Below are 13,125 nucleotides of genomic sequence, written 5' to 3' on the forward strand. Positions count from 1 at the left end.
CGCTCAGTGCCTTCCGTTCCGGGGTATTCAGGGCTTGTTGGGGTGGATTGGGGAGATTCCGGGGAGACGCGGGCACGGGCCGCGGTTCCGCGGGACTTTCGGGGTCTGGCCCCGGGAAGGGGAAGTGCGCGAGTGATGGCCACCGCGACGCGCCGTCGAGCGGCCGCGGCCGCACCACCGCAGGGCGGTGTGACGCCGTATCCGAAGTCGAGCCCGGGACGGTTCGGCCCGTTCCGATTGCAACAGCTGGTGCTGCTCCAGGCGGCGGCCGCGGTGCTGCTCGTGGCCTGGGTCGTCGACACCCTGCTGCTGGTGCCCGCCGGTGCCGTGGCCGCCGTGCTCGTCGTGCTGGCCGTCGTACGCCGGCACCAGCGCTCGCTGCCCGAGTGGATCGGCTCCGCGCTCGCGCTGCGCGCGCGCCGGCGGCGGGCGGCCGCGCTGACGGTGCCGCCGGGCACCGAGCCGGGGCTGGCGCCGCTGGTGGAGGCCGATCCGGCGCTGCGCACCTACACGTTCAGCGACCGTGACCGCCGTCCGGTCGGGATGATCGGCGACGGCACGTTCCTGACGGTGGTGGTCCAGGTGGACACCGACGCGACCGCGCTGCGCGAGGACCGGGCGGCCCGGCCGCTGCCGCTGGGCCTGATACGGGGCGTACTGGAGGTCGACGGCATCCGGCTGGAGTCCGCGCAGCTGGTGCAGCACACCCAGCCGGCGCCCGCGCCGCACCTGCCGGCCCAGTCGATGGCGACCCGCAACTACGCGCCGCTGCAGGCCCAGACCGGCACCCCGGCGGTGCGGCTGACCTGGATCGCGCTCAAGCTGGATCCCGAACTGTGCCCGGAGGCGGTCGCCGCGCGCGGCGGCGGGCTCGCGGGCGCGCAGCGCTGCGTGGTGCGCGCGGCCGACCAGTTGGCGAGCCGGCTGGCGGGCGCGGGGTTCCAGGCGACCGTGCTGACCGAGCAGGAGCTGACGGCCGCGCTGGCCACGTCCTCGTGCGCGAATCCGATGGCGATCACCCAGGCGGGCCGCTCGGCGACCGCGGGGCGGCGTACCGAGGAGACCCCGCGGACCTGGCGCTGCGACGACCGGCGGCACACGACGTACTGGATAGCCCGCTGGCCGCAGTTGGGCGGCGGGGCCGCGCCGCTGCCGCACTTCGTGGCACTGCTGACCTCGCTGCCGGCGCTGGCGACGAACTTCAGCCTGACGCTGGCCCCGGCCGACCGGCGCGGGGTGACCCTGACCGGCCACATCCGGATCACCGGGCGCAGCGACGAGGAACTGGTCGCGGCCCGGCGGGAGCTGGAGCGCACGGCCCGCGGGGTGAAGACCGGGCTGGTCCGGCTCGACCGCGAACAGCTGCCGGGCGTACTGGCTTCGCTGCCGCTGGGAGGCGCGCGATGAGGATGGGCTACGGGCTGATCGGCCCGCGCCGGGAACGGCACACGGTCGCGGCGCAGGAGCTGGACGCGCTGGCACTGCCGGTCGGGGACGACGGCGTCGTCATCGGCGTGGACTCCGAGGGCCGCCCGGCGGTGCTGGGCGTCAACCGCCCCACCCCGTACGAGGTGACGCTCATCGGCGGGCTGTGGACGGCGCAGGTCCTGGCGCTGCGGGCCGCGGCGACGGGCGCCCGGGTGACCGTCGAGACGGGCCGCGCGCAGGTCTGGGCTCCGCTGGCGCAGGCGGCGGGCGGCGGCCAGCAGTGCGTGACGCTGCACGAGGTGGGCCGGGTGCCGCCGCAGGGCGCCTCGGCGGGCAGCCCGGTGCTGGTCGTCCGCGACTGCGGGATGCGGCCGCCGCGGGGCCGGGTGGTGGCCGGACCGTGGCAGGCGGTGCTGACGCTGCTGCCGTACCTGAGCCCGACGGCACCGCGGCTGGTGCAGCAGTCCTCGCTGGTGGGCGTGCAGCGGGTCTCGCCGGACGAGGCGGAGCAGCTGGGCCGGCTGATGAACCTGCCGCGCACGGCCGTCGAGTCGCTTCCGACGCTGGGCGACGGGGTGACGCTGTGGTGCAACCAGCGGGACCGCCAGTTCGTGATGACTCAGGGGACCGAGGCGGAGACGGGACTGCTGGGCGGGGCGCGCCGGATCGACTGAGCCGCGCGGTTCCGGGCGGTGCGCGGCGGTTCGGTCCGCTTGGGTCCGCATGGGTCCGTATGGGTTCGTATGGGTTCGGTGTCGTTCCGGTGCGGGTCCGGTGCGGGTGTGGTTCGCCGCCGTCGAGTGACGGGTTTTCGCGGCGGACCGCGCACGGCGTACTCGGCGCGGGGCTTGCGGTGTTGGCCCTGCGGGCAGGGGCGTATCGAGGGGCGGCCGTACGGGCGACCCGACGGGGGGCCGGGCTTCGGATGCCGGGCACGATTAGGCTGACGGTGGGCGTGGCGCCGATGGGGGCGCCCCACCGTGCGCGACCAGACCAGGAGGACGTAGTGAACGGCGATCGGAACGAGAGCCGCGGCGGGACGTGGGACGTCCCGACGGACGATCAGTCCGACGCGGAGCCCGAGCTGACGGGCGAGTTCACCATCGACTACACCCCGCCGGCCTGGTACACGCAGAACGCGCCCTCGGCCGGCGCGGTCCCGGGCCTGCCGGAGGGCAGCGGCTTCGAACCGCACCGCCCCGGTGACGTGAGCTCCCCGTCGACGATGCGCATGGCCCCGGGCGCGGCGCCGGATCCGGTGCCGTACCCGGCGCCGGGTACCGGGGCGGCGGGTACGGGCATGCCGGTGTCCGGTGCTCCGGTTCCGGGGATGCCGGTGTCCGGCGCTCCCGTGGCGGGGATGCCGGGATCCGGTGCTCCGCTGTCCGACGCTCCCGCTTCCGCGGCTCCGGCCGACGGCGGCTCGTACCCGGGCCTCCCGGTGGCCCCGGCGGACGGCACCTCGTACCCCGGCGGGCCGGCGGCGACGCCCGCGGCCCCGGCCGACGGGGGCTCGTACGCGGGTCTGCCCGCGGCTCCGGCCGACGGGGGCTCGTACGCGGGTCTGCCCGCGGCCCCGGCCGACGGGGGCTCGTATGGGCTGCCCGCGGCTCCGACTCCTGCTGTCCCGGACACCTCGGGGACCCCCGCCGAGGGGCTTTCGGGCCCCGTCCCGGCCGCGGACCCGGCGCCGGGCGCGCCGGGCGAGGGTGCTTCGTACCCCGGCCTCCCGGCGGCGGCCGGCCCGGTGACGCCCGCCGCGGGTACCTCGTACCCGGGTCTGCCGGACGCCCCGGAGGCGGTGGCGACGGCGGAAGCCGCGGACACCGATGCGCCGCTCCTGGCGGCCGCAGCGGCCGACGGCGTCCCCGTGGCCGACACCGCCGCGGACGCGCACGTCACCCCGGCGAGCGGCACCGGCACGCCGGGCCCGTTCACGGCTCCCAAGCCCCTCGAGGTGCCCGTGGAGACCGAGCTGCCGGCCGACGGCGCCTCCTCCACCGACCCCTACGCCGCTCCGGCCACCGACGCCGCGCGGACCCCGACTCCCGCCTCCGGTACGCCGGTTCCGGCGCCGGGCGCCACCGGTACGGGTGACAACCCCACGGACGCCGTGCCGTCGCCCCTTCCGGCGACGGGCGAGCCCCAGGACGCCCCGCCCGCCGACCAGCCGTGGGCCACGCCGCCCGCGCCGCAGGGCGGGCTGCCGCCGCTGCCGCCCACGTTCCCGGCGAACCCGGCCGAGCCGGCTCCCGCCCCGCAGGCGGGGTACGGCTTCCCGCCGCCCCAGCCCCCGGCCGGGTACGGCTTCCCGCCCGCGCAGGCGCAGCAACAGCCGCCCGCCGGTTACGGGTTCCCGCCCGCCCCGCAGCAGGCCGGCCAGGCCCAGCAGCCGCCGGCCCCGCAGGCGCCCGCCCCGCAGGTACCCGCCCAGGCGCAGGCACCGCACCAGCCCCCGGCCGGGTACGGCTTCCCGCCACTCCCGCCGCAGGACCAGGCACAGCCCCCGGCCCAGCCCCAGGCCCAGGTTCCGGGGCAGCCGCAGGCGGGCGGCAGCTACGGGTTCCCGCAGCCCCCGGCCCCCGTGCCCCCGCAGCACGACGCGCACCAGGCCGCCCCCGGGTGGCCCCAGCAGGCCCAGCACCCGGGCCAGCACCCCCACCCCGGTCCGACCCCCGGTCCGAACCCCGGCCCCGGCGGCCCCGGTCCCCAGGACCCCCGGTACCAGCAGTCCCCCGCCGGCGGTGCCCCCCTCGGGTACACCGCCGCCGTGGAGCTGTCCTCCGACCGCCTGCTGCGCAACAAGCAGAAGCCCAAGAGCAGCCGTGCGGGCGGCGGTTCCGGATCCCTCTTCCGCCTCGGCGGCAAGGCGGCCGAGGCCGAGCGCCAGCGCAAGCTGGAGCTCATCCGCACGCCCGTGCTGTCGTGCTACCGCATCGCGGTGATCAGCCTCAAGGGCGGCGTCGGCAAGACCACGACGACCACCGCCCTCGGCGCGACCCTCGCGACCGAGCGCCAGGACAAGATCCTCGCCATCGACGCGAACCCGGACGCCGGCACCCTCGGCCGCCGCGTGCGCCGTGAGACCGGGGCCACCATCCGTGACCTCGTCCAGGCGATCCCGTACCTGAACTCGTACATGGACATCCGGCGGTTCACCTCCCAGGCCCCCTCCGGCCTGGAGATCATCGCCAACGACGTGGACCCGGCCGTCTCGACGACCTTCAACGACGAGGACTACCGGCGGGCGATCGAGGTCCTGGGCCGCCAGTACCCGATCATCCTCACCGACTCGGGCACCGGCCTGCTGTACTCCGCCATGCGCGGCGTCCTGGACCTGGCCGATCAGCTGATCATCATCTCGACGCCGTCCGTGGACGGCGCGAGCAGCGCGAGCACCACGCTCGACTGGCTCTCCGCGCACGGCTACGCCGACCTCGTCTCGCGTTCCCTCACCGTGATCTCCGGGGTCCGCGAGACCGGCAAGATGATCAAGGTCGAGGACATCGTCCAGCACTTCGAGACCCGCTGCCGCGGTGTCGTCGTGGTGCCCTTCGACGAGCACCTCTCCGCCGGCGCCGAGGTCGACCTCGACATGATGCGGCCCAAGACGCGCGAGGCGTACTTCCACCTGTCCGCCCTGGTGGCCGAGGACTTCCAGCGGGCCCAGCAGCAGGCGCACAACCAGTGGGGGGCCGCCGGTCAGCACGTCCCGCAGCAGGCCCCGTACGGCCAGCAGCCGCAGCAGCAGCCGTACGGTCAGCAGCCCTACCCGCAGGGGCAGCCCCCGGCGCCGGGCGCGCCCGGTCCCTACGGCCAGCCGCCGCAGCAACCCCAGCAGCCCCAGCCGTACGGTCAGCCGCAGCCCTACCCGCAGCAGCCCCAGCCGTACGGCCAGCCGCCGCAGCAGCAGCCGCAGCCCGGTCAGCCGTACCAGCCGCAGCCCGGCCAGGGCTGGCCGCAGCAGCCGCCCGCCCCGCCGCAGGACCCGCGCCAGTCGCAGGGCCAGTAGCCCGGACGACGCCGAGGGCCCGTACCGTCCCACCCGGACGGTACGGGCCCTCGCCCGTTCTTCCAGCCGCTCACCCGGACACCCGGACCGGCGACCGGGTGAGCGGCGGACCTGCGGTCAGCGTGCCGTGTCGTACGCCTCCGTCAGCGCCCGCGCCCGCTTCACGTCGTCCGCGATCGCCTCCAGCAGGCCCTCCAGCGACTCGAACTTCGCCATGCCGCGCACGTACGCGAGGAAGTCGACGGTCACGTGCAGCCCGTACAGGTCCAGTCCGACCCGGTCGATCGCGTACGCCTCGACCGTCCGGTCCGTCCCGTCGAACTGCGGGTTCGTGCCGACCGAGATCGCCGCCGGCATCCGCTCGCCGTCCGCCGTCAGCCAGCCCGCGTACACGCCGTCCGCCGGGATCGCGGTGTGCGGGAGGGTCTCGACGTTCGCCGTCGGGTAGCCGAGCTCGCGCCCGCGCTGCGCACCGCGCACCACGACGCCCTCGACCCGGTGCGGCCGGCCGAGGATCTCGGCCGCGCCCTCCATGTCGCCCTCGGCGACCAGCCGGCGCGCGAGCGTCGAGGAGAACGGCACGCCGCCGCCCGCCTCGCCGCGCACCACCAGGTCGATGACCTCGACCTCGTAGTCGTACGTGGCGCCCAGTTCGCGCAGGAAGTCGACGTTGCCGGCGGCGCGGTGGCCGAAGCGGAAGTTCGGGCCCTCTATGACGGCGCGCGCGTGCAGCTTGTCGACGAGCACCTTGACGATGAAGTCGGCCGGGGACAGCTGCGAGAACTCGGCGGTGAAGGGCAGGATCAGCACCGCGTCGACGCCGAGGCCCTCCATCAGCTCGGCCCGGCGGTGGTGCGGGGCCAGCAGCGGCGGGTGGCTGCCCGGGCGGACGACCTCGCTGGGATGCGGGTCGAAGGTGACCACGACCGACGGCACGCCGAGCTCGCGGGCGCGGGCCACGGCCCGGCCGATGATCAGCTGATGACCCCGGTGGACGCCGTCGTAGGAGCCGATGGTGACGACGCTGCGTCCCCAGTCCTGGGGGATGTCCTCCAAGCCACGCCACCGCTGCACTGTGACCGCTCCTCGCCCGAAACCCGTGTATGCCTGTAGAGATTGCAGGTCTAAGACTGCCATGCCGGTCCTTGAGGGCCCGCATCGGCGTCCGGCTCCGCGGGGCCGCCACCAGTCTGCCAGCCGTGTGCCGGCTCCTGGCCAGATCCCTGTCAGGTACGGGACAGGCTCTCGACCGTACGTCGAGCGCCCGGCCCCAGCAGTGCGGCGCCGGCCGTGGTGTCCTCGGCGAGCCAGCGGGCCACCAGCACCGCGAACCGGGGTGCCGTGCGGGCCAGCTGGAGCGTCGACCGTTCGAACACGGCCGCGCCGCCGGGCGCCCGCAGCAACTGCCGCGCGGTGCGGCGCAGCAGCTCCCGGGTGCGGGCCTCGTCCCGTACGGCCGCCCCGCGCGCGAGCGCCCCGAGGACCGCCTCCAGCACCCGCGGGTCCTGCTCCTCGCGCAGCAGTACGTCGGCCAGCTCGCCGCGCAGCGCCCGGGAGTCCTCCCCGCCGGGTGCGGCGAGGACACCGGCGAGCGCGATCCGTACCGGCAGCGGTCCGCGCAGCAGTCCGGCGACCAGCGGCTGCAGGACCGCCCGGGCGGCCGGGCCCTGGTCCAGGCGGCGGTCGACGAACACGGCGGCGTGCGGGGCGTCCTCGGGGCGGCGTGCGAGGTGGTCGCGGACGAGGTCGCCGGCGCGGCGGGCGAGCGCGGGCGTCGTCAGGGCGGCGAGGGCGCGCAGCACCTCGCCGTCGGCGCGCTCGCGCAGGACGTCGAAGACGGCGTCGGGGTCGGGCAGCAGGGGCAGTGCGGCGACCAGGGCGTCGGCGGGCAGCCGCGAGCCGCGTTCGCGGAGGCAGGCGAGGGCGTCCTGCGCGTAGCGGCCGCGGACGTGCGGATCCCGGAGCAGGACGGCGAGGGCGCTGCCGTGCAGGGTGGCGTCGGAGCGGCGCGCGAGCAGGGCCTGCGCGGCGTGGCGCAGCAGTTCGCGGTCGGCGGGGGTGCGTACGTGGGCCGCGGCGGCCGGGCCGTACGCCGCGGCGGCGACCCGGCGCTCGGGGCGGGCGTCGTGCGCCCAGCGGGCCACGGCCCGGCAGACGGCGGAGGGCTCCTCCTCGGCGAGCGCGGCGAGCAGTTCGTCGGCGCACGGGTGCGCGGCGACGACCAGGGCCTCGGTGAGGTCGTCCAGGGCGGGCCCGCGGTGGGTGTGCAGCAGTGCCTGGGCGGCGGTGGCCACGGTGGCGCCGGGGCGGCCGCGCAGCCGGCGTTCGTCACCGAACCACTGGATCAGCAGCGGCTGGACCACGTGCGGGTCGCGGGCCAGGCGGCGGCCGGCGGCGTCCAGGCAGCGGTCGCCCTCGGCGGGGTCCGCGGGCAGGACGCGGCGCAGGAGGTCGAGGCGGGCGGTCTCGGACAGGCGCAGCCGGTTCCAGAAGGACCCGCCGAAGCCCCCGGGTCCGGCGTCCTCCTCGGCGATGTGGTCGGCGAGGGCGTGCAGGACGGGCAGGAACGGCTCGGCGTCGGCGGCCCGCAGCAGGCACGCCCGCAGCAGCCGGGAGGCCCACCAGGCGCGGTCGGCGTCGGGGGCGGGGCGGGCGGTCAGCACGGTGACCAGCTGGAGCAGGCGCGCGGCGCGGGCCGGCGGGGGCAGTTGGTGGAGGGCTTCGAGGACCGGCCCGATGCGGTGCCGGGGGACGGCGGGCGCGGCGGCCGGCCCGGTACGCAGCACGAGGGTGTCCAGCGCCGTGGGTACGTCGAGATGGGCGGCCTGGAGCCAGTCGGACACCGCTTCGTGGGCGATCCGGTACCCGGTACCGGTGGGCACCAGCAACCCCTCGGCGAGCACGGCCGAGGCCCAGCCCGTGCGCCGGGGGAACAGCGTCTCGAAGGTCTCCCGGTCCAGCTCGCCCTGCCCGGGCCCCAGACACCGCCGCGCGGCCGCGTGCAACCGCCCGGCCACCCGCACCGCCAACCGCCGCACCCCGGGCCCGTACACACCCCCGGCCACCGCACCACCGCCGCACCACCCGGCCACGACGCGGGAACCGTCTCCGGACCCGGCCCAACCACCGGCCGCCCCGGGCCCGTACACCTGCCCAGCAGCACCGCACGACCCACTGGCACCAGCACCGGAAACACCCGCACCGGCACCGGCACCGGACCCTGGCACACCCTCGGCCGAGTCCCCGCTCCCACCCGCAACGCCGGGGGCACCCCCGGCCCCGGCCGCCGCACCACCGCCGTACCACCCGGCCAGCACCCCGGCACCGGGCCCCGGCCAGCCCGTCGTCGGCCCGGGTCCGTACTCCGGGCCGGAGGGTCCGTCGGACGCGCGGACGGCGCGGACGGCTCCGGGGCCGGGTCGGCCGGGGGCTCGTGGCGCGGCGGCGTCGGCGGGCCGCCGTCCGTGTCCGCCCGGGCCAGCAGCGCTCCCGTCCCGCCCGGGGTCGCCTGCGGCGGGCTGCCCCGCCTCCGCCACCGCCCCGTCGGTACCGGAGCCCGTCGGGGGCCAGGGCTGCTGGGGGCACCCGGTGGCACCTGCGGCCGGCCCCTCGTCCCGGGCGCCCGGCGCGGAGGGGCCGGCGCGGCCGGACGTGAACGCGGTGCCCGCCCCGGGTGGCCCGTCGGACCCGGACGGGTCGGGGTGCGCCGCGTCCGGCGTCCATCCGTGCGTGCCGGACGGTCCGGGGCCGCCCCAGGGGGTACCGGACCCGGCGCCGACCGGCCGCCCGGCCGCGGTGTCAGCCCCCGCGGCGCCGGCCGGGCCCCCGCGTCCGGGGCCCGCGGTGCCCGGGGCGTCCGGGGTGTCCGGGGCGTCCGGGGCGTCCGGGGTGGCGATGCGGATCGCCGTGCGCAGGCACAGCAGGTCCAGGTGGGCGGAGAAGATCTCTTCGCGGGTCGGGCGGCCCGTCGTCACGCCCGCGGCCCGGATGCCCGACAGCAGGCGCAGGGCGAGCGGGTGGCGGGCGTCGGCGGGGGCGATCGACGCCGTCGGGATGCCGTGGCGGACCCGGGCCAGGGCCGCCTCGTCCGCGGTCAGGTCGCCCAGTCCCAGCGCGGGCGGGAGACCGCGGGCCGGGCGGCGCGGGACGTGCAGCGCGTCCGGCGGGAACAGGGCTCCCAGGCGCTCCCAGCCCTCCGGGCGCCCGGTGATCACCAGCCGGGCGCCGGACGCCCGCAGCCAGTCCACCGTGGCCCGGGTCCACGCGGTCAGTCGGTGGTCGGACAGCGCGGGCAGTTCCTCGGACGCGTCGAGCAGGACCGCGGGCGGACGTCCGTGCCCCCGCGCGAGCCCGGTCACCGCCGCCACGAAGCTCCGGGAGTCCCCCGCCACGGCCACCGCCGGGCTCCGGGAGTCCCCCGCCACGGCCACCGCCGGGCTCCGGGAGTCCCCCGCCACGGCCACCGCCAAGCTCCGGAGGTCCCCCGGCACGGCCACCGCCAAGCTCCGGGAGTCTCCCGCCACGGCCGGCACGAGGTCCCGGGGGCCGTCGCTCACGGCGGCCCCCGGCGGGCCCCCGGCACCCCACGGGCCGAAGGGCGCCCGGCCCCCGGCATCCCACTGGCCGGCGGGCGCCCGGGTGACGGTCGCCCCGGTGCCGTCTCCGTCGGGCGCGGTGCCGCCCGCGGCGTGGTCCCGGGCGCCCGCCGCCACGCCCCGCGCCGCCCACAGCGTCCGGGCCACCGTGTCCGACAGGGACGTGTCGTCGGGGAGGACGTCGGCGCCGCGCAGGAAGACCGTGGGGTGGGGGGCCGGGGTCAGGGTGCGGCGGCGGGCCCACGAGGCCAGTTCGGTGGTGCGGCCCGTGCCGGGGGCGCCGATCAGGGCCAGGACCGGGCGGTCGCCGGCCGCGAAGGCGGCCAGTTCGGCGGCGACGGCCGCGCGTTCGACCGGTTCCGGGCCGTCGTACGGCAGGAGCGGGGCCACCGTGGCGCCGGTCAGCCGCAGCACGCCCGCGAGGTTGAGGTCGGCGCCGTAACCGGGGACGGTCGCCGCGTTGCGTTCCAGCAGCTCGGCGAGCGGCCGGCAGGAGGCGGCAGCGGCCCGCAGCACCACCGCGAACCCGCCGGAGCGGTGCTCCGAATTCAGAGCAGTGCACACTACCGCGAGCACCGCTCCGGTCTCCGCGTCGAGCACCGGTCCGCCGCACGCCTCCCCGCCGAGCCGCAGCGCGTCCATGCCGTCGGTCCCCAGCGCCAGCGCGATCGCCGCCGACAGCGGCCGGCCACCGTACGTGACCTCCGCGTCCCCCAGCACCCGCGCCTGCCGCCAGCCCCGCGCGACCAGCCGCACGTACCTCCCGGCCGGGATCCCGTCCCGCACCGTCACCGGCAGCGGCCGCACCCCCGCGAGCCCTTCGGCGCGTACGAGCGCCAGCCCGGCCGCGGGCAGCGCGGTCACCGCCCGCGCCCCGACCCGCCGGGGCCCGTCGCCGGACCCCACCAGCAGCACCTCTCCCAGGCCGGCGACGGCCTCGTGGCTGGTCAGTACGGTCCCCCGGTCGTCGGCGACGAAGCCGCTGCCGCGCGGCCGACCGGTGGTGGGATCACATACCTGGACCAGCTCCCCCGTGAGCTCCATCTCACGACCGTAGGTCGATGAAGATCAGCGGCAAAAGCACGTGAGCCGAAAGCGCCCCCGTACGCTCCCTCCATTCACTCCGAGCGCCTGCTCGGACGGGTGAATACGGGGCTCCGGGTGGATAGAGACCTACCCGAGGGGGGTCGTGGAGCGGTGAGCAGCAGCACCGGTGCGCTCACCGCTCCACGTCAACACCCGGCCGTCGACCAGCGGCCCGGACGGGGAAGCAGCGGCTCAGACGAAGACCGCCAGGGACTTCGCCTTGCCGCCCTTGCTCTCCACGAGCCCGAGCAGCGTGCCCTGCGGGCCGAACACGGCGACCGTCCGGCCGGCCGCGTACTCGTCCGGCATCTCCAGCCGCACCCCGTTGGCGATCAGCGAGGCGCGCCGCGCGTCCAGGTCCCAGCGCGGGAACGCGGCGGCCGCGGCCTCCGCGATCGGCATGACGGTCAGCTCCTCCTGGAGCTGGTCCAGGGTCCGCGCCCGGTCCAGCTTGTACGGGCCGACCCGGGTGCGCCGCAGCGCCGTCAGGTGCCCGCCGACGCCGAGGTCGGCGCCGAGGTCGCGGGCCAGGGCGCGGATGTACGTACCGCTGGAGCAGACCACGGAGACGACCAGGTCGACGACCTTGGTGCCGTCCTCGGCCAGCGCCTCGCGCATGTCGTACACCTGGAACGAGGAGACCGTGACCGGACGGGCCGGGATCTCGAACTCCTCGCCCTCGCGGGCCCGCTTGTAGGACCGCACGCCGTTGATCTTGATGGCGCTGACCTTCGACGGCACCTGCATGATGTCGCCGGTCAGCTCGGCGATGCCCGCGTCGACGGCCTCCCGGGTCACCCCGGAGGCGTCTGTGGAGGCGATCACGTCGCCCTCGGCGTCGTCCGTGAGGGTGTTCTGGCCGAGCCGGACCGTACCGAGGTACTCCTTCTCGGTCAGCGCGAGGTGGCCGAGCAGCTTGGTGGCCTTCTCCACGCCCAGGACGAGGACGCCCGTCGCCATCGGGTCGAGGGTGCCGGCGTGGCCGACGCGGCGGGTCTTGGCGATCCCGCGCATCTTGGCGACCACGTCGTGCGAAGTGAAGCCGGACGGCTTGTCGACGATGACAAGGCCGTCCGGCGTGGTGTGTGCCCTGCTGCTCATTCCGCGGCTGCGTCCTCGTCGTCCTCGCCCGGCTTCTTGTACGGGTCGGCCTCGCCGGCGTACTCGGCGCCCGAGGACGCCTCGCGCACCTGGGCGTCGGAGAGCCGCGCCTTGTCGAGGAGGTCCTCGATGGTCTTGGCGTTCTCCGGGAGGGCGTCCGCCACGAAGGTCAGGGTCGGCGTGAACTTGGTGCCGGCCGCCCGGCCGACCGCGGAGCGCAGGATGCCCTTGGCGCTCTCCAGGCCGGCGGCCGCGCTGGCACGGTCCTCGTCGTCGCCGTAGACCGTGTAGAAGACCGTGGCCTCCCGCAGGTCACCGGTGACCCGGGTGTCCGTGATCGTCACGTGCGTACCGAGGCGCGGGTCCTTGATGCCTCGCTGCAGCTTCTGGGCGACCACCTCCCGGATGAGGTCCGCCAGCTTCTTCGCCCGCGCGTTGTCGGCCACTGGTCCGTCTCCTTCTTTTCTTGCAAGTCAAGCAATCAGTCTTCATCACCGTGGAGCCGCCGTCGTACCGACAGCAGTTCCACCTCCGGCCGTGCCGCGACCAGCCGCTCGCAGCGGTCCAGTACGTCCGACACGAACCCCGCGTCCCCGGACACCAGCGCGACCCCTATCCGGGCCCTGCGGTGGAGGTCCTGGTCACCCACCTCGGCAGCGCTCACGGAGAACTTGCGCTGGAGCTCGGCCACGATGGGCCGGACGACGGAGCGTTTCTCCTTCAACGAGTGGACGTCGCCGAGGAGCAGATCGAAGGACAGAGTCCCCACGTACATGCAGTTCCGGATGTCCCGCCGGTTCGGGTTCGGTGGCCTGCCAGCCAACGCTTGGCAGGGTCACCAGAACCGTACACGCAACGGCCGGGGCCGATCGACGGAAATTCCGCCGACCGGCCCCGGTCACG

8 protein-coding genes are annotated in these 13,125 nt (G+C 76.4%); 3 read left to right on the plus strand and 5 right to left on the minus strand.

Annotated elements, in window-relative coordinates:
* Nucleotides 1-135: 135 nt before the first annotated feature.
* From eccE to ACZ6KO_RS29685, 3 genes are all read left to right on the plus strand, one after another.
* On the plus strand, nt 136-1,407 hold the full coding sequence (eccE, locus tag ACZ6KO_RS29675) for a type VII secretion protein EccE (RefSeq protein ID WP_469307089.1): 1,272 nt from the start codon (nt 136-138) through the stop codon (nt 1,405-1,407).
* The gene (locus tag ACZ6KO_RS29680) at nt 1,404-2,102 is read left to right on the plus strand and encodes a hypothetical protein (RefSeq protein WP_469307090.1); all 699 of its coding nucleotides are present in this window, start codon (nt 1,404-1,406) and stop codon (nt 2,100-2,102) included. Before eccE ends, ACZ6KO_RS29680 begins: the two co-directional genes overlap by 4 nt.
* Before the next feature lie 332 nt (nt 2,103-2,434).
* A complete protein-coding gene (locus ACZ6KO_RS29685; protein ID WP_469307091.1) occupies nt 2,435-5,440 on the plus strand; it encodes an SCO5717 family growth-regulating ATPase in 3,006 nt (1,001 codons plus the stop codon).
* 117 nt (nt 5,441-5,557) lie between these two features.
* On the opposite strand, the gene ACZ6KO_RS29690 is transcribed toward ACZ6KO_RS29685, so the two are convergent.
* The 5 genes from ACZ6KO_RS29690 to ACZ6KO_RS29710 form a co-directional block, all read right to left on the minus strand.
* Nucleotides 5,558-6,514, minus strand: coding sequence for a bifunctional riboflavin kinase/FAD synthetase (locus ACZ6KO_RS29690; protein ID WP_469307092.1), 957 nt, complete (start codon nt 6,512-6,514; stop codon nt 5,558-5,560).
* A gap of 152 nt (nt 6,515-6,666) precedes the next feature.
* On the minus strand, nt 6,667-11,079 hold the full coding sequence (locus ACZ6KO_RS29695) for a hypothetical protein (protein ID WP_469307093.1): 4,413 nt from the start codon (nt 11,077-11,079) through the stop codon (nt 6,667-6,669).
* Between the two features lie 234 nt (nt 11,080-11,313).
* A complete protein-coding gene (gene truB / locus ACZ6KO_RS29700; protein ID WP_469307094.1) occupies nt 11,314-12,222 on the minus strand; it encodes a tRNA pseudouridine(55) synthase TruB in 909 nt (302 codons plus the stop codon).
* Nucleotides 12,219-12,668 carry a 30S ribosome-binding factor RbfA gene (gene rbfA / locus ACZ6KO_RS29705; RefSeq protein ID WP_401454323.1) on the minus strand — a complete coding sequence of 150 codons (450 nt, stop codon included), beginning with the start codon at nt 12,666-12,668 and terminating at the stop codon, nt 12,219-12,221. The genes truB and rbfA overlap by 4 nt, the downstream gene beginning before the upstream one ends.
* Before the next feature lie 35 nt (nt 12,669-12,703).
* Nucleotides 12,704-12,997: a DUF503 domain-containing protein gene (locus ACZ6KO_RS29710; protein ID WP_219671569.1), complete on the minus strand. Its 294-nt coding sequence runs from the start codon at nt 12,995-12,997 to the stop codon at nt 12,704-12,706.
* Nucleotides 12,998-13,125: the final 128 nt, after the last annotated feature.

This window comes from Streptomyces sp. NPDC042102, from assembly GCF_055582305.1.